This window comes from Pseudomonas sp. FW300-N2A2, from assembly GCF_017351735.1.
Taxonomy (GTDB): Bacteria; Pseudomonadota; Gammaproteobacteria; order Pseudomonadales; family Pseudomonadaceae; genus Aquipseudomonas; species Aquipseudomonas migulae.
Window position 1 is genome coordinate 172,868 of record NZ_JACNDU010000008.1, and the last position, 20,199, is coordinate 193,066.

General features: G+C 57.3%; 24 protein-coding genes. 3 read left to right on the forward strand and 21 right to left on the reverse strand.

The annotated features are described in order from the left end of the window. Nucleotides 1-13: 13 nt before the first annotated feature. From queC to J4E42_RS14015, 17 genes are all read right to left on the reverse strand, one after another. Nucleotides 14-706, reverse strand: coding sequence for a 7-cyano-7-deazaguanine synthase QueC (gene queC / locus J4E42_RS13935; protein ID WP_008038671.1), 693 nt, complete (start codon nucleotides 704-706; stop codon nucleotides 14-16). 1 nt (nucleotide 707) lies between these two features. Beyond that, the gene (gene queE / locus J4E42_RS13940) at nucleotides 708-1,355 is read right to left on the reverse strand and encodes a 7-carboxy-7-deazaguanine synthase QueE (RefSeq protein ID WP_192229105.1); all 648 of its coding nucleotides are present in this window, start codon (nucleotides 1,353-1,355) and stop codon (nucleotides 708-710) included. A gap of 165 nt (nucleotides 1,356-1,520) precedes the next feature. Then, entirely contained in the window at nucleotides 1,521-2,354 is an 834-nt protein-coding gene (gene ybgF / locus J4E42_RS13945) for a tol-pal system protein YbgF (RefSeq protein ID WP_008038675.1), read from the reverse strand. 6 nt (nucleotides 2,355-2,360) lie between these two features. Next, nucleotides 2,361-2,858, reverse strand: a complete 498-nt coding sequence (gene pal / locus J4E42_RS13950) for a peptidoglycan-associated lipoprotein Pal (RefSeq protein ID WP_008027793.1) — start codon at nucleotides 2,856-2,858, stop codon at nucleotides 2,361-2,363. Nucleotides 2,859-2,910: 52 nt separating this feature from the next. Further along, on the reverse strand, nucleotides 2,911-4,212 hold the full coding sequence (tolB, locus tag J4E42_RS13955; RefSeq protein ID WP_032832453.1) for a Tol-Pal system beta propeller repeat protein TolB: 1,302 nt from the start codon (nucleotides 4,210-4,212) through the stop codon (nucleotides 2,911-2,913). Next, nucleotides 4,209-5,288 carry a cell envelope integrity protein TolA gene (gene tolA, locus J4E42_RS13960; RefSeq protein ID WP_008038679.1) on the reverse strand — a complete coding sequence of 360 codons (1,080 nt, stop codon included), beginning with the start codon at nucleotides 5,286-5,288 and terminating at the stop codon, nucleotides 4,209-4,211. Before tolA ends, tolB begins: the two co-directional genes overlap by 4 nt. After that, on the reverse strand, nucleotides 5,288-5,740 hold the full coding sequence (tolR, locus tag J4E42_RS13965; RefSeq protein WP_161806672.1) for a protein TolR: 453 nt from the start codon (nucleotides 5,738-5,740) through the stop codon (nucleotides 5,288-5,290). Before tolR ends, tolA begins: the two co-directional genes overlap by 1 nt. A 23-nt stretch (nucleotides 5,741-5,763) precedes the next feature. Further along, nucleotides 5,764-6,459 carry a protein TolQ gene (gene tolQ / locus J4E42_RS13970; RefSeq protein ID WP_008027789.1) on the reverse strand — a complete coding sequence of 232 codons (696 nt, stop codon included), beginning with the start codon at nucleotides 6,457-6,459 and terminating at the stop codon, nucleotides 5,764-5,766. Continuing rightward, nucleotides 6,449-6,916, reverse strand: coding sequence for a tol-pal system-associated acyl-CoA thioesterase (gene ybgC / locus J4E42_RS13975; RefSeq protein ID WP_008027788.1), 468 nt, complete (start codon nucleotides 6,914-6,916; stop codon nucleotides 6,449-6,451). The genes tolQ and ybgC overlap by 11 nt, the downstream gene beginning before the upstream one ends. A gap of 127 nt (nucleotides 6,917-7,043) precedes the next feature. Then, nucleotides 7,044-8,105 carry a Holliday junction branch migration DNA helicase RuvB gene (ruvB, locus tag J4E42_RS13980; protein ID WP_008027785.1) on the reverse strand — a complete coding sequence of 354 codons (1,062 nt, stop codon included), beginning with the start codon at nucleotides 8,103-8,105 and terminating at the stop codon, nucleotides 7,044-7,046. Further along, a complete protein-coding gene (ruvA, locus tag J4E42_RS13985) occupies nucleotides 8,106-8,720 on the reverse strand; it encodes a Holliday junction branch migration protein RuvA (RefSeq protein ID WP_008027783.1) in 615 nt (204 codons plus the stop codon). A gap of 115 nt (nucleotides 8,721-8,835) precedes the next feature. Continuing rightward, complete coding sequence (gene ruvC / locus J4E42_RS13990) at nucleotides 8,836-9,360, reverse strand: crossover junction endodeoxyribonuclease RuvC (protein WP_019693260.1); 525 nt, start codon at nucleotides 9,358-9,360, stop codon at nucleotides 8,836-8,838. A 155-nt stretch (nucleotides 9,361-9,515) separates the two neighbouring features. Beyond that, entirely contained in the window at nucleotides 9,516-10,262 is a 747-nt protein-coding gene (locus tag J4E42_RS13995) for a YebC/PmpR family DNA-binding transcriptional regulator (protein ID WP_008043322.1), read from the reverse strand. 120 nt (nucleotides 10,263-10,382) lie between these two features. Further along, the gene (gene aspS, locus J4E42_RS14000) at nucleotides 10,383-12,158 is read right to left on the reverse strand and encodes an aspartate--tRNA ligase (protein ID WP_008029229.1); all 1,776 of its coding nucleotides are present in this window, start codon (nucleotides 12,156-12,158) and stop codon (nucleotides 10,383-10,385) included. A 100-nt stretch (nucleotides 12,159-12,258) separates the two neighbouring features. Continuing rightward, nucleotides 12,259-12,480, reverse strand: a complete 222-nt coding sequence (locus J4E42_RS14005) for an FmdB family zinc ribbon protein (protein WP_010457489.1) — start codon at nucleotides 12,478-12,480, stop codon at nucleotides 12,259-12,261. Nucleotides 12,481-12,616: 136 nt separating this feature from the next. Continuing rightward, nucleotides 12,617-12,955, reverse strand: a complete 339-nt coding sequence (locus J4E42_RS14010; RefSeq protein ID WP_008029232.1) for a ribbon-helix-helix domain-containing protein — start codon at nucleotides 12,953-12,955, stop codon at nucleotides 12,617-12,619. Between the two features lie 259 nt (nucleotides 12,956-13,214). Next, entirely contained in the window at nucleotides 13,215-13,685 is a 471-nt protein-coding gene (locus J4E42_RS14015; protein ID WP_008029233.1) for a Dps family protein, read from the reverse strand. 308 nt (nucleotides 13,686-13,993) lie between these two features. Here J4E42_RS14015 and J4E42_RS29620 point away from each other — a divergent pair, with 308 nt between their 5' ends. Beyond that, nucleotides 13,994-14,596 (forward strand): cold-shock protein, encoded by a 603-nt coding sequence (locus J4E42_RS29620; RefSeq protein ID WP_008029235.1) that lies wholly within the window; start codon nucleotides 13,994-13,996, stop codon nucleotides 14,594-14,596. Nucleotides 14,597-14,657: 61 nt separating this feature from the next. Here the strand turns inward: J4E42_RS29620 and J4E42_RS14025 are convergent, their stop codons facing one another. Both J4E42_RS14025 and J4E42_RS14030 read right to left on the reverse strand, forming a co-directional pair. After that, on the reverse strand, nucleotides 14,658-14,864 hold the full coding sequence (locus tag J4E42_RS14025) for a SlyX family protein (protein ID WP_008029236.1): 207 nt from the start codon (nucleotides 14,862-14,864) through the stop codon (nucleotides 14,658-14,660). A 3-nt stretch (nucleotides 14,865-14,867) separates the two neighbouring features. After that, nucleotides 14,868-15,293, reverse strand: a complete 426-nt coding sequence (locus J4E42_RS14030; protein ID WP_008029239.1) for an HIT domain-containing protein — start codon at nucleotides 15,291-15,293, stop codon at nucleotides 14,868-14,870. 916 nt (nucleotides 15,294-16,209) lie between these two features. Here J4E42_RS14030 and J4E42_RS14035 point away from each other — a divergent pair. Continuing rightward, on the forward strand, nucleotides 16,210-17,556 hold the full coding sequence (locus J4E42_RS14035) for an OprD family porin (RefSeq protein WP_008043324.1): 1,347 nt from the start codon (nucleotides 16,210-16,212) through the stop codon (nucleotides 17,554-17,556). Nucleotides 17,557-17,632: 76 nt separating this feature from the next. Here J4E42_RS14035 and J4E42_RS14040 read toward each other — a convergent pair whose 3' ends face one another. Continuing rightward, nucleotides 17,633-18,475: a mechanosensitive ion channel family protein gene (locus tag J4E42_RS14040; RefSeq protein WP_008043325.1), complete on the reverse strand. Its 843-nt coding sequence runs from the start codon at nucleotides 18,473-18,475 to the stop codon at nucleotides 17,633-17,635. A gap of 139 nt (nucleotides 18,476-18,614) precedes the next feature. Beyond that, nucleotides 18,615-19,100 (reverse strand): YajQ family cyclic di-GMP-binding protein, encoded by a 486-nt coding sequence (locus J4E42_RS14045; RefSeq protein ID WP_007906601.1) that lies wholly within the window; start codon nucleotides 19,098-19,100, stop codon nucleotides 18,615-18,617. 140 nt (nucleotides 19,101-19,240) lie between these two features. On the opposite strand from J4E42_RS14045, the gene J4E42_RS14050 reads away from it, so the two are divergent. Beyond that, nucleotides 19,241-20,158, forward strand: coding sequence for a putative 2-dehydropantoate 2-reductase (locus J4E42_RS14050; RefSeq protein ID WP_207285462.1), 918 nt, complete (start codon nucleotides 19,241-19,243; stop codon nucleotides 20,156-20,158). Nucleotides 20,159-20,199: the final 41 nt, after the last annotated feature.

Sequence of the window (20,199 nt, forward strand, 5' to 3'; positions counted from 1 at the left end):
AATTTGAAATAAATCAAAAATAAGGTGTTGGATCGCTGATTCCGGCGGCTGCGAAGCCTTCTGCACGCAGTCGGCAGCTGTCGCATTTGCCGCACGCGTAGCCTTTATCGTCCGCCTGATAGCAGGAAACGGTCAGACCGTAATCGACGCCGAGCTTCACGCCCGCCTGGACGATCTGCGCCTTGCTCAGGTTTTGCAGGGGCGCCTGGATGCGGAAGCCATTGCCTTCGACACCGGCCTTGGTCGCCAGATTGGCCATGCGCTCGAAGGACTCGATGAACTCAGGACGGCAATCCGGATAGCCGGAGTAATCGACAGCGTTAACGCCAATGAAGATGTCGCGCGCCCCGAGCACTTCGGCCCAGCCTAGCGCCAGGGACAGAAACACGGTGTTGCGAGCAGGCACGTAAGTCACAGGGATGCCTTCACCTGCCTCTTCCGGCACATCAATGCTGCTGTCGGTCAGTGCCGAGCCACCGATGCCGTTCAGGTTCAAACCGATGACCTTGTGCTCGACCACACCCAAGTCCCGGGCAACACGTTCAGCGGCGTGTAATTCGGCGTGAGACCGCTGACCGTAATCGAAGCTCATCGTGTAGCAGCTGTAGCCTTCAGCGCGAGCCATGGCCACGACCGTCGCCGAGTCGAGGCCGCCGGACAGCAGGATGACCGCACGTTTTTCAGCAGTATTCGTTTGTTCAGTCATATCAGCGCCCCGGCTCGTCATTCCAAAGATATTTATGCAGCTGCAGTTGCAGACGTACTGGCAGGTTGTCCGCCACCACCCAGTCAGCCAGATCCCGAGCATTCAGGTCATGGTGGCTTGGCGAGAACAGCACTTCACCGGCTCGGCGATCCAGACCGTACTGAATCAGCTTCGACACGGCCCAGTCGTAGTCTTCCCGCGAGCAGATGACAAACTTCACCTGGTCGTTGGGGGTGAGCAGCTCGATGTTCTCATAGCGGTTGCGATGCGCTTCCTTCGAACCCGGGGTTTTCAGGTCGACAACGCGACTTACGCGTGAATCTACCGCCGAGATATCAAGCGCACCACTGGTTTCCAGTGACACTTCGTAACCGGCGTCGCACAACTGCTTGAGCAATGGGATGGCATTAGGTTGCGCCAGCGGCTCTCCGCCGGTGACACACACATAACGCGGGCGGAAACCGGCCACTTGCTCGAGGATGTCGTCGAGCGTTCGGACAGTACCGCCAGTGAACGCATAGGCGCTGTCGCAGTATTGGCAACGCAATGGGCAACCGGTCAGGCGCACAAATACTGTGGGCAGCCCGGCAGTCCGCGTTTCCCCCTGCAACGAGTAGAAAACTTCGGTGATTCTCAATGTGTCTTGCATAGTCGCCACGGGCGTAACAGCTAAACAGGCTGTCCGCCTCCGTCAGCACTTCAAGGAACCTCGCCAACGCGCAGGCCCCAAAAAGCGTATTTCATAAAAAGGGCGTGAATTCTAACGAAAAAACCCGCGACAAGCGCGGGTTTCTTCGAAATGGGTCAAGCAGGCTTACATGCGTTGCAGATCGCGTTGGGCCAGCTGAGCGGCGGAAGTGCCCGGATATTGGGACACAACCTGTTGCAGAATGCCTTTTACCTTGTCGGGATGACCGAGGCGGCGTTCTACATCAGCCAGCTTGTACAGCGAATCAGGCACTTTGTTGTGCTTTGGGTACAGCTGCGAAACCTTGGCAAATGCCTGACCTGCACCTTGCAGATCGCCTTTGGCCAGGTTTACTTCGCCCAACCAGTACTGGGCGTTGCCCGCGTATTGGCTGTTCGGGTATTTGCGCAGGAAAGCGGAGAAAGCCTGACTGGCTTTGTCGAAATCCTTGGCCTTGATCAAGTCGAAGGCTGCATCGTAATACAGTTTTTCCTTCGCTGGATCCGCCGGTTCGCTACCCGCGGCCGGAGCCTGAGCGGCTGCCGCCCCTGCACCCGCTGCTGCGCCGGGGGCATTCAGATCGCCACCGGTAGAAGAATTCTCAGGAGTCGCGGCTGGTGCAACGCCGGTTCCTATGCGCCGATCAAGATCCTGGTATCGCTCCAGGTTTTCCTGCTTCATGCGCGCTACATCATTTTGCAGAACTTCAATCACACCTTGTTGGCGCGAGATCTGCTCCTGCATCGATTGCAGTTGGTTGAACAGCTCGCCCTGTGCCGAGACAGGGGCCGAAACCCCTCCCCCGGCATAGGCGCCGTTCGTACCGTAACCCGCAGGCGGATAACTACTCCCGCTATTGTTATAGCCGGAGTCATTATCGACCACAGGAACCGCAGCCCACACCGCAAGCGGTGCGAGGCTGAGAGCCAAAACAGTTACAGCACGACGGCACGTTCGCATGACGAATTACTTACGCAGTTCGACGCGACGGTTTTGAGCCCAGGACTGCTCGTCGTTGCCGGTAGCAACTGGACGCTCTTCGCCGTAGGAAACCAGTTCCAGCTGAGCTGGGGAAACACCTTGCAGTACCAGGTAGCGTTGAACGGCTTTCGCACGACGCTCGCCCAGTGCCAGGTTGTACTCACGAGTACCACGTTCGTCGGTGTTGCCTTCCAGAACAACGCGAGCGCCGTTTGCTTTCAGGTCTTTGGCGTGAACGTCCAGAGCGCGCATGGCTTCTGGCTTCAGGTCCGAGCTATCGTATTCGAAGTAGAAGGTGGTGATTGCGCGCAGAGCAGCTTCTTCGCTCAGGGAGCCATCAACGGCACCAGTGTTAGCGCCGTAACCAGCGTTTGGATCAACAGCGCCTTCACCGGCGTTGTCGCCGCCTTTGGACGAGCAACCTACAGCTACAGCCATGGCCAGAGCCAGCGCAGCAAATTTACCAAACTTCAGCATTTCCATCGTGAAACTCCTAATGAACCCCAGTGTGTTAAGTACAACGTGTAGCGCCGCGTCAGTTCAGGTAAGGGGACCAGGAAGGTTCTCTGACTTCGCCTTGTGCGGTAGGAAGCGGGAGCCTTACGCGTCCATTAATGGACACGAGCATCAAGACTCCCCGGCCCTGCTGGCGGGTGGCGTAGATTACCATGGTGCCGTTGGGCGCAACAGTAGGCGACTCGTCCAGAGTGCTATCAGTGAGGATTTTTACGCTTCCGCGCTGCAAATCCTGGGCCGCCACCTTGAAATTAGTGAAGCCATCCTGGCGGTGAATCATCACCAGGGTCTTTTCATCAGCCGAAAGCTTCGGGTTGGCGTTGTAGTTGCCGATGAAAGTCACACGCTCCGCACCACCGCCACTGGCGCTGGTTTTGTAGATTTGTGGCTTGCCGCCACGGTCGGAGGTGAAGTAAAGGGTATTACCATCCTTGCCCCAGAACGGTTCGGTGTTGATGCCAGGACCGTTGGTGACACGGGTCAGCTGACGCGAACCCAGGTTCATCACATAGATATCCGGGTTACCGTCTTTCGACAGAACCAACGCCAGGCGATTGCCATCCGGCGACCAGGCTGGCGCGCCATTCAGGCCTTCGAAGTTGGTGATCTGCTCACGGCGACCGGTATCGATGTTCTGCATGAAGATGCGCGGACGCTTCTGCTCGAACGACACATAAGCGATGCGCTTGCCATCCGGTGCAAAACGCGGCGACAGGATCGGCTCGCGCGATTGCAGCAGGGTCACGGCGCGGGCACCGTCATAGTCAGAACGTTGCAGCGTGTAGCGCGTGTTCTTCTCGGAGAAACGCTCTGCAGTCACGTACAGCAGACGTGTCGAGAACGCACCTTTGATACCGGTGAGTTTTTCGAACGACTGGTCCGCGATGTAGTGCGACATGTCACGCAGTTGATCAACGCTGCCCGACACGCTGCCGGTCAGCACTTGCTGTTCGGTGGCGACGTTGAACAGAGCGTATTGAACCTGCAGGCGACCGCCCGCCGGAGCAATGCTGCCGACCATGACGTACTGGGCGCCGAGCGCCTTGAAGTCACGGAAGATGATTTCGCTGGCCTGGCTCGGCTGGCTGATCATGTTCTGCTTTGGAATCGGCGAGTAGTAACCCGAGTTGCGCAGGTCGTTACCGATGATTTCGGCCATGTCGTCCGGCAACACGCTGCCGCCCTGGTTGCCAAACGGTACGACGGCGATCGGAGTAGCCCGATCGCTGCCGCTGGTGACCAGAATGTTTTTTTCATCTGCCGTCGCAATCCCTGCCAGGCAGCAGATCACGACAAGCATTCCTCGAAGAAGGTTTCTCACAAGGCTAGATCCTCAGGTGTGAATGTCATCTTGAATGAACGATACGGAGCGAAATCACTCGGCTTCATTCCCTGCATTTCTGTCAAACGTCCAATATTCTTGACCGCAGCAACTGCCGACGCGTCAAACGGACCGTCACCACTGGACTTGGACACGCTGACCGAAGTCACCGTACCGTCCGGCAACATGCCGATTTGCAACACGACCGTCATGCCTTTGCGTGCCGAAGGTGGACGAGCCCAGCCTTCCGCTGCACGAGCACGAATCAGGTCATCGAAACTGCCGGCGACTTCGTCACCCTGCTCATCCGCCAAGGCCTGCTGACGCTGAGGCGTGTCGGAAAGCAAATCTGCCAGGGCCTGAGCCTTTTTCTCTTCGGCGGATTTACGTGCCGCTTCCTGCGATTTCTTTTTCGCAGCATCGGCAGCAGCTTTCTTCTTCGCATCTTCGGCGACTTTCTTCTTCGCCTCTTCAGCTTCAGATTTCTTCTTGGCGTCTTCCGCGGCTTTCTTCTTCGCGTCTTCGACGATCTTCTTCTTGGCTTCTTCAGCGGCCGCTTTCTTGGCCTCTTCTTCAGCAGCCTTCTTGGCTTCTTCTTCGGACTTCTTCTTGGCTATATCAGCCAATTGTTTCTCTTCAGCCTTTTTGGCCTCGGCGGTCTTCTTCGCTTCATCGGCTTTTTTGGCTTCATCAGCCTTTTTAGCCTCTTCCGCTTTCTTGGTCTCGTCGGCCTTCTTGGATTCTTCGGCTTTTTGAGCCGCGTCTTCCTTCTTTTGTTCCGCAGCCTTGATCGCTTCCTGCTCGATCAACTTCTGTTCCATCTGCTCGACTTCGGTCTGGCGCGCGGCGGATTTCTTCGCCTCACCCGCAATCTTCTGATTGGTCTGGGTGGTCGCCTGGCTTTTCGACTTCAGTTGGTACAGGGTCGCCTGGACAATCGGCTTGGCCGGCGGCAGCTCCGGTGTGAAGGCAAAACTGACGAACAGCATGCCGAAAACCAGCACGTGCAAGACAATCGCCAGGACACTAGGCCAGAAGTAGCTTTCCGAGGCGGATGGCTCTCGCATTTGCTGCATCAGGGTGCCTCGGTAATCAAGCCAACATTACCGACCCCGGCCTTCTGCAATCCGCCCATGGCACCCATGACGGAACCGTAATCGACGGTTTTGTCGCCGCGGATGAACACCTGGGTACGTTTGCCGCCTTCAGTCCCGGCGCGAATGATCTTGGTCACCGCATCAGTCATCTGAGGCAAGGTCATTGCCCTGTCCTGCTGCTTTTCAGTGTCGACTTCGCTGCCAAGGTTCCAGTAGTAGGTCTTGTCAGCCTTGATCGAAATGGTCAGGACCTGGGTGTTGTTGTCCTGCGGCAAGGCTTCGCTGGAAACCTTGGGCAGATCAACTTTCACGCCCTGATTGAGCATCGGCGCGGTCACCATGAAGATGACCAGCAGTACCAGCATCACGTCGATGTAAGGCACTACGTTCATCTCGGCAACCGGCTTGCGCTTTTTGCGAGCTCGAGCGATTAAAGCCATTGGAAATTACCTGCTTATTCTTCGCTGGTGTGCACTTTGCGGTGCAGGATCGCCTGGAATTCATCGGCGAAGGTGTAGTAACGGCCGATCAGCGTTTCGCTGCGAGCGGCAAAACGGTTGTAAGCGATAACGGCAGGGATGGCGGCGAACAGGCCGATCGCAGTTGCAATCAGTGCCTCGGCGATACCTGGAGCCACAGTGGCCAGGGTCGCTTGTTGGGCAGTTGCCAGGCCACGGAAGGAGTTCATGATGCCCCAGACCGTACCGAACAGACCGATGTAAGGGCTGACGGAACCGACGGTGGCGAGGAACGGCAGGCTCTGCTCGAGCTTTTCTTCTTCGCGGGAGATGGCGACGCGCATGGCGCGGGCCACACCTTCCATGACCGCTTCCGGGTCAACGCCTGGCTGCTGACGCAGACGGGAAAATTCCTTGAAGCCGGCACGGAAGATCTGCTCGACGCCCGAATCCGGGTCCGGGTTGCTGCCGGCCTGACGGTACAGTTTGGACAGGTCGATACCCGACCAGAAGCGCTCTTCGAAGCTCTCCAGGGCGCGTCGACCGGCGCGCAGCAAGTTGCTGCGCTGAAAGATCATGATCCATGAGGTCACCGATGCGGCTACCAGGATCAGCATTACCAGTTGCACCACGATACTGGCATTGCTGACCAGGCTCCACATGGAGGAATGGTCGACGACGTTAGCTTCCACGCTTTATCTCCTGCTTTGAGTGTGTACCCGCGCCGCTCACGTCGGCAAAGGCCGCACGTAGAGCTTCGGGAATGGCCCGGGGTTTTAAACTTTCAGTGCGCACACAGGCCACCAAAAACTGCCCTTCACAGAGCAGCGCATTATCCGTGGCTCGCCTGACCTGCTGTTTAAAGCGCAGGCTGACACGGTTCAATTCGATTACTTCAGCGCTTACCAGTAGCTCGTCGTCCAGTCGCGCCGGCGCGTGGTAACGCGCTTCGCTGGAATGCACGACAAACAACAGGTCCTCCCCTGCCAGCTGGGATTGGGCAAAGCCCAGCTCCCGGAGCCGCTCGGTTCGAGCCCGTTCCATAAACTTGAGGTAATTAACGTAATACACGATGCCGCCCGCATCGGTGTCCTCGTAATAAACGCGACAACGATGTGCGAAAGGCTCAAGCCCGTTTTGCGCGCGCATACTCTAGTGCTTACTCCTCAGGTTGCCAATCCGGCCAGGCAACTGTTTTTCATTGATCTGCGGCTTTCTCGCGAAAGTACGGTCCTGGGACAGCACAATGCCCGAAAAATAAGCGCGCAAAGATTAATTAATCGTCCACTGCATCAAGGAACTCGTCTACCACGGGCATCTCGCCCAATCGTGACGGAATGTTTAAACCAAAGTGCAGGTACGCATGCCGGGTGACCACCCGCCCCCGCGGCGTGCGCATGATGTAGCCTTGCTGGATCAGATACGGTTCCAGCACGTCTTCAATGGTGTGCCGTTCTTCGCTGATCGCGGCGGCCAGACTGTCGACACCCACCGGTCCACCGTCGAACTTCTCGATCATGGTCAGCAGCAGACGCCGGTCCTGGTGATCGAAGCCACGCTCGTCGACATCCAGCAGATTCAAGGCGAGATCAGCAATCGGTTTGGTGATGTGGCCCTTGGCGCGAACTTCGGCGAAATCACGCACCCGGCGCAACAGTCGGTTGGCGATCCGCGGAGTGCCACGAGCCCGGCGGGCGATTTCGAAAGCGCCTTCGGGATCCAGTGGCAAGCCAAGAATGTTCGCCGAACGACTGACAATCGTCGCCAGGTCGGCGGTGCTATAGAACTCAAGACGCTGGACGATGCCGAAGCGGTCGCGCAGCGGGTTGGTCAGCATGCCGGCGCGCGTCGTCGCCCCCACCAGCGTGAACGGCGGCAGATCCAGCTTGATCGAGCGGGCAGCCGGGCCTTCGCCGATCATGATGTCGAGCTGGAAATCTTCCATGGCCGGGTACAGCACTTCTTCGACAATCGGCGACAACCGGTGGATTTCGTCGATAAACAGAACGTCGTGCGGCTCGAGGTTGGTCAGCAGCGCAGCCAGGTCACCCGGACGTTCCAGAACCGGGCCCGAGGTGCTTTTGATCGACACACCCATTTCCTGGGCGATGATGTTGGCCAGGGTGGTTTTACCCAGGCCCGGTGGGCCGAAGATCAAAGTGTGGTCCAGGGATTCGTTACGCCCACGGGCCGCCTGGATGAACAGCTCCATTTGCTCGCGAACGGTCGGCTGGCCAATGTATTCGGCCAGACTGACAGGACGAATCGCCCGATCCTGGACTTCCTCGCGGTCGCGCGGGCCCGGCGTGGCGGCTATCAGACGATCAGCTTCAATCACTTAGATCATTCCCTTCAGGGCACGGCGAATCATGTCTTCACTGCTCAAACCTTTCTCCTTGATCGCGGAAATCGCCTTGCTGGCTTCCTGCGGCTTGTAGCCCAGGGAAATCAGCGCACTGACGGCGTCATTTTCCGCGGTGGCGACCGGCGCAATATCCGGCCCGCCAGGCTGGTTTGGCACCAGGGCAAACATCGCCGGCACAGTTTCCCACGCCTTGAAGCGATCCTTGAGTTCCACCAGCAAACGCTCGGCGGTCTTCTTGCCCACGCCCGGCACCTTGGTCAGGGCCGAGGTGTCCTGGGACTGCACGCAACGTACCAGTTCATCGACTTCCAGACTCGACATCAACGCCAGGGCCAATTTCGGCCCTACACCATTGAGACGAATCAACTCGCGAAAAAAGTCTCGCTCACGCTTGCTGGCGAAACCATAGAGTAACTGCGCGTCTTCGCGTACGACCAAATGGGTGTGCAACGTCAGCGGTTCACCGACCGACGGCAAGCGATACAGCGTGGTCATGGGCACTTCAAGCTCATACCCCAGACCGTTTACATCCAGAATCAGGTGCGGCGGCTGTTTCTCAGCCAGTGTGCCGCGCAAGCGTCCAATCACGTTTCAGATCCTTGAGCGTTGGCCAGTTCGGTGGCTGGCGACTGACAGAACAAGGGTGTTGCGCCGACAACACAGGCACAAAACCCTCATTCCGTAAAAATGACTGCTGATGCTATCAGAGACGCAGGCGCCCGCCACGACTGCGTGCCGTGCCCAGACCATGAGGCAACAGGCTGGAACGGGTGTGAGCATGGCAAATGGCAATGGCCAGGGCGTCCGAGGCATCGATTTGCGGTTTGCTGGTGAGTTTCAACATGTGCATCACCATCATTTGCACCTGCTCTTTATTCGCCGCGCCGGTCCCGGTTACTGCCTGTTTGACCTGGGTGGCCGTGTATTCGGCGATTTCCAGATTTTCTTCGGCGCCGGCAACGATTGCCGCGCCTCGGGCCTGACCGAGTTTCAGCGCGGAATCGGCGTTGCGCGCCATGAACACCTTTTCGATGCCCATGGTCACCGGGCCGTAGGTCTGAATAACTTCACGCACGCCGCGATAGACGATTTGCAAACGCTCATGCAACTCGCCGGAACCGGTACGAATACAGCCCGACGCCACGTACACGCAGCCACGCCCGGTATCGCGTACCACGCCATAGCCGGTGATGCGCGAACCGGGGTCGATACCAAGAATTAAAGTCATAACGCCTGCGGGTTGTAATGAATGTGCGTGGCGAACCCACAACACTGTAGGAGCGAGCCTGCTCGCGATGGACGTTAACGATAACGCGCTACACCTGAATTGGCGCGGCGCTCTCAGGTTTTTCGCGAGCAGGCTCGCTCCTACAGGGGACGCCCTTAGCCGAGCTGTGCGGCCACCGACTCGGGGATATCCGCGTTGGAATAGACGTTCTGCACGTCATCCAGGTCTTCGAGCATGTCGATCAGCTTGAGGACTTTCTCGGCACCTTCCAGGTCCAGTTCGGCACTGGTGGTCGGCAGCATGACGATTTCCGCGTCATCACCTTTGAAACCGGCGGCTTCCAGAGCGTTACGCACGGAGTAGAAACCGGCGAACGAGGTGAACACGTCAATGGAGCCGTCTTCGTTCGTGACCACGTCATCGGCGTCGGCTTCCATCGCCGCTTCCATCAAGGCGTCTTCATCCACGCCCGGCGCGAAGGAAATCTGCCCTTTGCGCTCGAACAGATAAGCCACGGAACCGTCGGTACCCAGGTTACCGCCGCACTTGCTGAACGCATGGCGAACAGCCGCTGCGGTACGGTTGCGGTTGTCGGTCATGCACTCGACCATCACCGCCACGCCACCCGGGCCGTAGCCTTCGTAGGTCAACTCGACCATGTCATCGGTGTCGGCTGCACCGGCACCGCGAGCCACCGCGCGATCGATGATGTCGCGGCTCATGTTCGCGCCCAGCGCCTTGTCCAGGGCCAGTCGCAGACGCGGGTTGGAGCCCGGATCACTGCCGCCCTGACGGGCAGCAACGGTCAGTTCACGAATCCACTTGGTGAAAATCTTGCCCTTCTTGGCATCCTGACGTTCTTTGCGGTGCTTGATGTTCGCCCACTTGGAATGACCCGCCATAACTCGCTCCGAATTCTCTTTGAAACATTGCCCGCCACACACGGAGTGCCGGCCAGCAAACAAAAAATCTCGACCTGAAGAAAAGGCGCATCCCATGAGGATGCGCCTTCAGGGTCAGCCTTACTCAGCTTTTGGCGTTTCGCGCAGACGAATGTGCAGTTCGCGCAATGCCTTGGCATCGACCACACCCGGTGCTTGCGTCATCACGTCGGCAGCACTCTGGGTTTTCGGGAAGGCGATCACTTCACGGATCGACTGGGCGCCGGTCATCAGCATCACCAGACGGTCCAGACCGAAGGCCAGACCACCGTGCGGCGGCGCGCCGTATTTCAGGGCGTCGAGCAGGAAGCCGAATTTCTCTTCCTGTTCCGCTTCATTGATACCCAGCAGGCGGAATACCGTCTGTTGCATTTCCTTGCGGTGGATACGGATCGAACCGCCACCCAGCTCGGTGCCGTTCAGAACCATGTCGTAGGCACGGGACAGGGCGGTCGCCGGGTTGGCTTCCAGCTCTTCCGGGGTGCATTTCGGCGCGGTGAACGGGTGGTGCAAGGCAGTGAAGCTGCCGTCGTCGTTTTCTTCGAACATCGGGAAGTCGACGACCCACATTGGCGCCCACTTGCAGGTCAGCAGGTCCAGGTCGTTACCGACCTTGATCCGCAGTGCACCCAGGGCTTCGCTGACGATCTTGGCTTTGTCGGCACCGAAGAACACGATGTCGCCATCCACTGCGCCAACGCGATCGAGGATCACGTTGAGGTTGGCTTCAGGGATGTTCTTGACGATTGGCGACTGCAGGCCTTCAACGCCTTTGGCGCGCTCGTTGACCTTGATGTACGCCAGGCCCTTGGCACCGTAGATGCCGACGAACTTGGTGTAGTCGTCGATCTGCTTGCGCGGCATGCTCGCTGCGCCAGGAACACGCAGGGCAGCGATACGGCATTTCGGATCGTTGGCCGGGCCACTGAAGACCTTGAAGTCGACTTCTTTCAGTTGATCGGCAACGTCCACCAGTTCCAGCGGGTTACGCAGGTCCGGTTTGTCGGAACCGTAACGACGCATGGCCTCTTCGAAGGTCATGTGCGGGAATTCACCGAATTCCAGATCCAGCACTTCCTTGAACAGGTTGCGGATCATGCCTTCGGTGAGACCCATGATGTCTTTTTCATCGAGGAAGCTGGTTTCGATGTCGATCTGGGTGAATTCAGGCTGACGGTCGGCACGCAGGTCTTCGTCGCGGAAGCACTTGGCGATCTGGTAGTAACGGTCGAAGCCGGCCACCATCAGCAGCTGCTTGAACAGCTGTGGCGATTGCGGCAAGGCGAAGAACGAGCCAGCGTGAGTACGGCTCGGCACCAGGTAGTCACGTGCGCCTTCAGGGGTGGCACGGGTCAGGATCGGCGTTTCGACGTCGAGGAAACCGTTCTCGTCGAGGTAACGACGGATGCTGGTGGTCATGCGCGAACGCAGACGCAGCTTCTCGGCCATTTCCGGGCGACGCAGGTCAAGGAAGCGATAGCGCAGACGGGTTTCTTCGCCCACTTCGGAATATTCGTTGAGCGGGAACGGCGGGGTTTCCGATTCGTTCAGTACTTCCAGCTCGTAGCCCAGCACTTCGATCATGCCCGACGCCATGTTGGCGTTGCCGGCACCGGCCGGACGCAGGCGGACCTTGCCGGTCACTTTAACCACGTATTCGCTGCGCACGCGGTCGGCGGCGGCGAAGGTTTCAGCGCGGTCCGGGTCGAACACCACCTGGGCCAGACCGTCACGATCACGGATATCGAGGAAAATCACCCCACCGTGGTCACGGCGACGGTGAACCCATCCGCAAAGGGTAATTTCCTGGCCTTCCAGGCTTTCGTTCAGTTGGCCGCAATAATGGCTGCGCATCATGGTAGTGGTTTCACTTCTCGTAATTCGAAATTCGGTTAGAGGCCTTGCACACGGGATGGTGCAAGAGCTCGCACGTGTCGTTCAACTCAGGTTCCAGACCCTAGTCGGCTTTATCGCCGCCGGCCAGGTTCTTCTTGGAACCGGTCTTGAAATCGGTTTCGTACCAGCCGGTGCCGCTAAGGCGGAAGCCCGGCATGGACAGCATCTTCTTGAGCTCTGGCGCCTGGCAGGCAGGGCAGTCGACCAGCGGTGCTGCGCTGATCTTTTGAATGGCTTCCAACTGATGACCACAGGAAGCACATTGATAGTCGTACATCGGCATGGGGGTTGTCTCGGCGATCAGATTGCTACCGCGCACGCTGGGTTTTGCGGCAAAGAGCGGGATTATATCCATTAAATGCAGCCTGTGCAGCCGTAAGACTGCACAGACTGACACACGATGCATTCCGCCATCACGGCTAGGCCATGACGACGCAACTCCCTTCCTTCAGGCTGTGCACAACGCAGACAACCCGCACCAGCCCGCTGAAATTCTTCACCCCGCCGTGGCGCAAATGCACTTCTCGATCCACGTGAGACAACAACGCACTGACCGAACAGCAATTGATCCTGGCCATTTCCCCCAAAATATCCCAATACACCTGCTCAAGCCGCAAGCAGGTGGCAAAGCCATTCAAGCGTACGGATCGGGATAATGGCTGGGCCAGGCCCATATCGAACTCACTGACAAACGGATCGATCCTTACATCCTTGAATGAACCGTTCCTCCCCTCGCTTCGCCTGTCTTCATAAACCATACCGTTGACACTCCTTTGCCATCCCTGGTTCTTATAAGAGTCATGCTGTGATTCTTATAAAAGCGCAGGCGCAAAGTTATATCCAGATGACTTTTTGACCATCCACGTAGGATAAGCCAACAACTGAAGGCGGATCATGGAGACCGTCCTAGTCCGGACAATTTCCTACACCTACTGGCGCAAGATCATTCAACGAAGAGAGGCCGAAACGACAGCGCGCGGATAACACCTGCAAGGCTCCATCCGCGCACTGAACGCGTTACTCATCCAGCAAGGCGCGCAACATCCATGCGGTTTTCTCGTGAACCTGCATACGCTGGGTCAGCAAATCCGCCGTGGGCTCGTCGCTGACTTTGTCGAGCAGGGGAAAGATCCCCCGCGCCGTACGCGTGACGGCCTCCTGCCCTTCGACCAGTTGCTTGATCATGCCTTCTGCGCTGGGCACGCCCGGCTCCTCCTTGATAGAAGAAAGGCGCGCATAAATGGAATAGGCACCCGGAGCAGGAAAGCCCAGCGCGCGAATGCGCTCGGCAATCGAATCGACCGCCAGGGCCAACTCGTTATATTGCTCCTCGAACATCAGGTGCAGGGTCCGAAACATGGGACCGGTGACATTCCAGTGGAAATTATGAGTTTTCAAATAAAGTACATAAGTGTCCGACAGCAGACGCGAAAGTCCGTCGACGATGGACTTGCGATCCTCTTCACTGATACCGATATCGATTGCCATGCTTTTCCCCTAAAGGTGATCAAATTCATCCGACAGGTGCAGGACCACTCTAGCAAGCCTGTCGCCACACCGCAGGCGGGAATGCCCCCGCTCCCTGCGACATATCGCCCCCGATGCACCGCCGGACTCCCTGATTTGAGTAGCCGCAAGCTTTGCTGTTAAATAGGCAGTGTGTCGCAAAGCCCTATTTTTCCGGGCGTTGCGCATAGGCTGATAACGAGTACGTGCTCAACGCCTCTTATTGTTCTGAAGCGAACCGTGCTCCATCAGCTCTTCCTTGTGATCCGTCTTAACGTGAGTTAATCAAAATGTTGAAAATCGTCCACCTGCTAATGGGCGCAGCGGCCCTGCTGCTGTCCTTCATCCCTAGCCTGCGATCCGAAGCTGTTCCTTACCTGCAACAACCCGATGCGCTTTACCTGGCCTTTTTCGGCCTGCTCAACCTTACCCTCGCACCTGTAATCCCTTACTGGAACAAAGGCCCGCGTCATCAACTGCAAAACCTGGTCAGCGCCCTGCTGGTTCTGACTGTCGTATTGCAAACCCTGACGCTGCTCGCGCCGATGCCTGTCATCGCCGGTCAACCTGCCGTACTGTTCAGCCTGGTGGCGGCCCTGATCGCCGTGCTTCTTCATCTGGCCATCAGCTTCTACAAATCTTCACCGGCCACCGCTTCGCCAAGCTATGACATGACCAACCGCGATACCGGCACCGTGAAGTGGTTCAACACTTCCAAAGGCTTCGGGTTTATTTCCCGTGATTCCGGCGATGATATTTTCGTGCATTTCCGGGCCATTCGTGGCGAGGGTCATCGCGTCCTGGTCGAAGGCCAGCGCGTGGAGTTCTCCGTCATGAATCGTGACAAGGGCCTGCAAGCCGAAGACGTGATCGCCGCTCTTCCGCGACGCTGATTCAAGGCTAAAAAAAACCGCGAACAGCCAGGCTGCTCGCGGTTTTTTTACGCCTGCATGTTCAGTAATGCGGCGGTGGCGCTTCTTCTTCGAACGTTTCGAACTGGCCGGCCATTTCCTCCTGGCGCTTGAGCAAGGCCGCCATTTGCAGTTGCAGACGCTCAACGGCACGCTGCTGCGTCGCCAGCACATCGCTCAATGCCTGGATGGTGTCATCCTGAAAGGCCAGCTGGCTCTCCAGATCGGTAACGCGTTCTTCCAGGCTCATGATTCAACCCTCCAGAAACGTAAAATCATCGGTCAACACCAGGCGCAGCCGCTCGCGAATCACCGCGATCTGCTCTGCACTGTAAGGCTTCGCCGGGTGCTTGCCCCAGACCGGGGCTGGCCAGGCGGCATCCTCACGCTTGCGCACAATCACATGCATGTGCAGCTGACTGACGACGTTACCCAGGGCCGCGACGTTCAATTTATCCGCGTCGAACGAGTCCTTGAGCATTTCCGCCAGCGCAGTCGTTTCCTTCCAGAGCTGCACCTGATCAGCGACATCCAACTGAAATATCTCGCTGATATCGTCGCGACGAGGTACCAGGATGAACCACGGGTAGTTCGAATCATTGGACAACAGCAACCGGCTGAGCGGGAAATCCCCGATCGGTAACGTGTCTTGTTGAAGTCGTGGATCTAAAGCGAACACTGCGCGCACTCCCGTCTAGTCATCATTTTCAGCTTAGCGCCCCTCCACGCAGGACGACGCACCAAGCGACAGGACGGCAGCATACCTGTGAACACCACCGCCTTCACGACGAACCACGGCCGAAGGCCCATCGAAATTCGAGCGACCTGCAGAATGCGCGCCCCGACATGAGACATTTTTCGCAAGGGCGCACCATTACAGAACCGATGATCATGCAAAAAACGCTGAAATGACTGACAGACAACGACCTGTTCGCAATCACTCAGCAGTCATGCTGTATGAATTCAGTACAGCGATTAAAATTTTTTGCACCAAAACCGCACAGTGCGTCTACGCTGAGTGCGTCGGGTATCCGCCAATTACCCACTGGCGGGGTGAACCGGTAACGTTTTTGTTTGTCACGCAGTCGGCCAGGAGGGCGCAACACGATGCAAACCGTGGCGTCAAGCCCCATTAAAAGGTGCTTGTAACCCCCGGTTTTATGAGGTTTTTACGGTAACACGCAGGCGTTCAGAAAAAAAAACAGCAGTTTTCTGATTTGTGCACGCTTGTTGCATTCACACTCACATCGCCTGCAATGCAACCACTGGAAGTGGAAGCCTTCAGGCAAATAAAAACAGTGGCAGGGTTGCCCGATGGAGATTCAAACGTTTCACCAGGGACTCTTTTTACCGATGCTCACGCCTTGGAAAACAGCGATGACGTTGTCATTCCGGTTGCATTGGGGCTGTAAATTTGCGACATCTACCAAGCTGTTTGCGACGGGGTCGTAAAGAAGCTGAAAGGATAGATACGCAAGTATCGCCAACATGGTCGGCGTGATATAAGTTTGCGCCGACACAAAAAGAAAGAGCCGCCCAGATAATAAAACAGGTGGGACGGCAGTACTCTTCTAAAACCAAAGGAGCAAATCACGATGCGCGTGATGAAGTGGAGCATGATCGCACTGGCAGTTGCAGCAGCAGCCAGTACTCAAGTGGCTACGGCCGCACCTTTCGTAAGTGACCAGGCTGAAGCCAAAGGTTTTGTTGAAGACAGCTCGTTGAACTTGCTGGTCCGCAACTACTACTTCAACCGTGACAACAAAGACGGCGCCCGCGACGTCAAAGACTGGACCCAAGGTCTCTGGGGCACCTACAACTCCGGCTACACCCAAGGTACTGTCGGCGTTGGTGTTGATGCATTCGGTTACCTGGCCATCAAACTGGATGGCGGCGATGGCACTTCCGGTTCGGGCAACATGAGCCGTAGCGACGTCGTAAACGCCAACGGTGGCCGCAACGTCAACGACAGCCAGGGTAAAGCAGGCGCGGCCATTAAATTCCGCGTTTCCAAAACCGAGCTGAAAATCGGCGACATGTCGCCAAGCACTGCTCCAGTGTTTGCTGTTGGCGGTTCCCGTATCCTTCCTCAAGTTGCCAGCGGTATCCAACTGCAGAGCAGCGAAGTCAAAGACCTTGACCTCGAAGCCGGCCACTTCTACTCGGGTTCCAGCCAGGACAAAAACTCCCGCGACGGCGACCTGTTTGCAAACTATGCTGGCGTGAAAGCCAAAAGCATGGACTACTTCGGTGGCAAGTACGGCATTACCGACAACCTGTCCGCATCGCTGTATGGCGCCCAGCTGGAAGACATCTGGAACCAGTACTACGCCAACGTGAACCTCACCACTCCATTTGGTGGTGACACGTCGCTGAACACTGACTTCAACATCTATCGCACCACCGATACCGGTGATTCGAAAGCTGGTGACATCAGCAACACCGCATTCTCGCTGGCAACTGCTCTCTCGTTCCTGAAAGCGCACACCATCACCCTGGCCTTCCAAAAGGTTAATGGCGATACCCCGTTCGACTACGTCGGTATCGGCAAGAACAACCGCGGTGGCGACTCGATCTTCCTCGCCAACTCCATCCAGTACTCTGACTTCAACGCCCCTGGCGAGAAGTCTGCCCAGATCCGTTACGATCTGAAAATGGCTGAGTACGGCGTTCCAGGTCTGAGCTTCATGACCCGTTACGTGAAAGGTTGGGACATCGACGGTACCAACACCCCAGCAGGCAGCGCTTACACCGGCCTGTACGGTGAAGATGGCAAGCACAACGAAACCAACTTCGAAGCCAAGTACGTTGTTCAGTCTGGCCCGGCAAAAGATCTGTCCGTTCGCTTCCGTCAAGCTTGGCACTTTGCTAACGCCGACGAAGGTGAAGGCGACGTGAAAGAGTTCCGTGTGATCGTCGACTACCCACTGTCGATTTTGTAATCGCATCCAGTTAGTTTGCGGTAACAAATAAAAAAGGCCCATCTTCGGATGGGCCTTTTTGTTGCCTGCGTGTTGCTTACTGCACCGCAGATTCCTGCACCACACGAATCACCCGTTGTGGAAACGGGATATCGATACCGGCCGTTTTCAACCGGTCACGGGACTGTTCGTTAAACATGAACATCACATCCCAATAATCCGCCGTCTTCACCCACACTCGCAGGGAAACAGTGATCGAACTGTCGCCCAGGGTAGAAATGACAGCTTGCGGAGCCGGCTCAGCCAGGATGCGATCATCCTTGGCCAGATCCAGCAATACTTCACGGGCTTTCTGCAAGTCCGCTTCGTAATCCACGCCCACATCAAACACAACCTTGCGGGTGGGTTGACGGTTAGTGTTGGTGATAATGCCGTTCGACAAGTTGCCGTTCGGGACGATGATGGTCTTGTTATCGCCAGTGCGCAGTACGGTGTGGAAAATCTGAATGCTGTCGACCGTACCGGCAACACCTTGAGCTTCGATCCAGTCACCAATACGGAACGGACGGAACAACAGAATCAGCACGCCACCGGCGAAGTTCGCCAGACTGCCCTGCAACGCCAGACCGATGGCCAGACCGGCCGCACCGATTGCAGCAACGAAGGAGGTGGTTTCGACACCGATCATCGACGCCACGCTGACGATCAGCAAGATCTTCAGAATAATGTTCGCCAGGCTGCTGATGAAGCCTTGCAGCGCCAGGTCAGCGTTACGCAACGCGATCAGGCCGCCCAGCTTCTGCGTCACTTTGTTGATCAACCACCAGCCGATGGCCAGGGTGATGATCGCCAGCAGCACCCGGCTGCCGTATTCCATGATCATCGGAATCCAGGCTTGGGACGCCTTGACCAGGTTGTCCACTTCAGCATTCAAGTCCATCTACATTCTCCTGATTTCCGGCCACACGGCACGCGAAAAAAATAAGCGGCAGAAAGGCTGCTCCCGTTCGGGGACAGCCTTTCTGCCGCTGCTTGGGCCTCGGACGCCGAAAACGCCGAGAGGTTCCCGTCTGAAAAAATCAGTCGCGGAAGTTGTTGAACTGCAACGGCATGTCGAATGTCTTGGCGCGCAGGGCTGCGATGGCTTCCTGCAAATCGTCACGCTTCTTGCCGGTAATGCGCACTTGCTCGCCCTGAATGGCGGCCTGCACCTTGAGCTTGGCGTCCTTGACGTGAGCGACGATTTTCTTTGCCAGCTCTTTGTCGATGCCTTCCTTGAGAACGGCTTCCTGCTTCATCAGCTTGCCCGACGCATAGGCATCCTTGACTTCAAGGCACTGCACGTCGATCTTGCGCTTGACCAGCGCCAGCTTGAGGATCTCAATCATTGCTTCGAGCTGGAAATCGGCTTCAGCGGTCAGGTTGACGGTCAGGTCCTTTTCCTTGAACTCGAAGGTGCCCTTGCCTTTCAGGTCATAACGACGATCGAGTTCCTTGACGGCGTTCTCGACCGCGTTGGTGACTTCGTGTTTGTCCAGTTCGGATACCACGTCGAACGACGGCATGTAATCTCTCCAATAAAGGGCGCGCTCGATCAAGATGGAGCACGCCTGGCTTGCGGTTAAAATCCGCGCTGATTATAACGGGTCTTTCCCATCATTCACTGCGAGCGTCCGATGCACGCCTCAAACAGAGCAAAAAGCTGATGTCCACCACCTGGCATGTTCTGGGCGCCGGCAGCCTCGGCACTTTATGGGCCACGCGTCTGGCGCGGGCCGGGGTGCCGGTCCGGCTGATCGTGCGGGATGCGCCGCGCTTGCAGGCTTATCAGGCTGCGGGCGGCTTGACGCTGGTGGAGCACGGTGAAGCAACAACGTATGCCATCCCCGGCGAAACTACCGACAGCGATGAGCCGATCAACCGCCTGCTGGTGGCCTGCAAAGCCTACGATGCCGAGCAAGCCGTGGCCCGACTGGCGCCGCGCCTCACGTCCGGTGCCGAATTGATCCTGTTGCAGAACGGCCTTGGCAGTCAGGACGCCGTTGCGGCGCAGGTGCCGCAAGCGCGCTGCATTTTTGCTTCGAGCACCGAAGGCGCGTATCGCGACGGTGACTGGCGCGTGGTATTCGCCGGTCACGGTTACACTTGGCTGGGGGATGCCGGTCATCCTGTGGCGCCGATCTGGCTGGATGACGTGAGCGCCGCCGGGATTCCCCACGAGTGGAGCACCGACATTCTGACCCGGCTTTGGCGGAAACTGGCACTCAACTGCGCGATCAATCCACTGACGGTGTTGCACGATTGCCGCAATGGCGGCTTGCAGGACCACCATTGCGAAGTCGCGACCCTCTGCGGCGAACTGACCGAGCTTCTTGAACGCTGTGGCCAGCCGGCCGCCGCCGAAAACCTCCAGCCGGAAGTGGAACGGGTGATTCACGCCACTGCAGCCAATTTCTCGTCCATGTATCAGGACGTTGCGAATCAACGCCGTACCGAAATCAGCTACCTGTTGGGCTATGTCTGCAAAGTGGCTTCGCGACACCAACTGAACCTGCCGCACCTCAATCAGCTTGAATCACGCTTGATCGCCCATCTGCACAGCCTTGGATTGCCCAGCGACTGAGCAGCGGCTACGCTGGCCACTTGTTCCTTTTCAGCGATAAA

Coding starts and splice junctions, on each gene's coding strand:
- queC (WP_008038671.1), bottom strand. CDS start 706: ATGACTGAACAAACGAATACTGCTGAAAAACGTGCGGTCATCCTGCTG.
- queE (WP_192229105.1), bottom strand. CDS start 1,355: ATGCAAGACACATTGAGAATCACCGAAGTTTTCTACTCGTTGCAGGGG.
- ybgF (WP_008038675.1), bottom strand. CDS start 2,354: ATGCGAACGTGCCGTCGTGCTGTAACTGTTTTGGCTCTCAGCCTCGCA.
- pal (WP_008027793.1), bottom strand. CDS start 2,858: ATGGAAATGCTGAAGTTTGGTAAATTTGCTGCGCTGGCTCTGGCCATG.
- tolA (WP_008038679.1), bottom strand. CDS start 5,288: ATGCAGCAAATGCGAGAGCCATCCGCCTCGGAAAGCTACTTCTGGCCT.
- ybgC (WP_008027788.1), bottom strand. CDS start 6,916: ATGCGCGCGCAAAACGGGCTTGAGCCTTTCGCACATCGTTGTCGCGTT.
- ruvC (WP_019693260.1), bottom strand. CDS start 9,360: ATGACTTTAATTCTTGGTATCGACCCCGGTTCGCGCATCACCGGCTAT.
- J4E42_RS13995 (WP_008043322.1), bottom strand. CDS start 10,262: ATGGCGGGTCATTCCAAGTGGGCGAACATCAAGCACCGCAAAGAACGT.
- aspS (WP_008029229.1), bottom strand. CDS start 12,158: ATGATGCGCAGCCATTATTGCGGCCAACTGAACGAAAGCCTGGAAGGC.
- J4E42_RS14005 (WP_010457489.1), bottom strand. CDS start 12,480: ATGCCGATGTACGACTATCAATGTGCTTCCTGTGGTCATCAGTTGGAA.
- J4E42_RS14010 (WP_008029232.1), bottom strand. CDS start 12,955: ATGGTTTATGAAGACAGGCGAAGCGAGGGGAGGAACGGTTCATTCAAG.
- J4E42_RS14015 (WP_008029233.1), bottom strand. CDS start 13,685: ATGGCAATCGATATCGGTATCAGTGAAGAGGATCGCAAGTCCATCGTC.
- J4E42_RS29620 (WP_008029235.1), top strand. CDS start 13,994: ATGTTGAAAATCGTCCACCTGCTAATGGGCGCAGCGGCCCTGCTGCTG.
- J4E42_RS14025 (WP_008029236.1), bottom strand. CDS start 14,864: ATGAGCCTGGAAGAACGCGTTACCGATCTGGAGAGCCAGCTGGCCTTT.
- J4E42_RS14035 (WP_008043324.1), top strand. CDS start 16,210: ATGCGCGTGATGAAGTGGAGCATGATCGCACTGGCAGTTGCAGCAGCA.
- J4E42_RS14040 (WP_008043325.1), bottom strand. CDS start 18,475: ATGGACTTGAATGCTGAAGTGGACAACCTGGTCAAGGCGTCCCAAGCC.
- J4E42_RS14045 (WP_007906601.1), bottom strand. CDS start 19,100: ATGCCGTCGTTCGACGTGGTATCCGAACTGGACAAACACGAAGTCACC.
- J4E42_RS14050 (WP_207285462.1), top strand. CDS start 19,241: ATGTCCACCACCTGGCATGTTCTGGGCGCCGGCAGCCTCGGCACTTTA.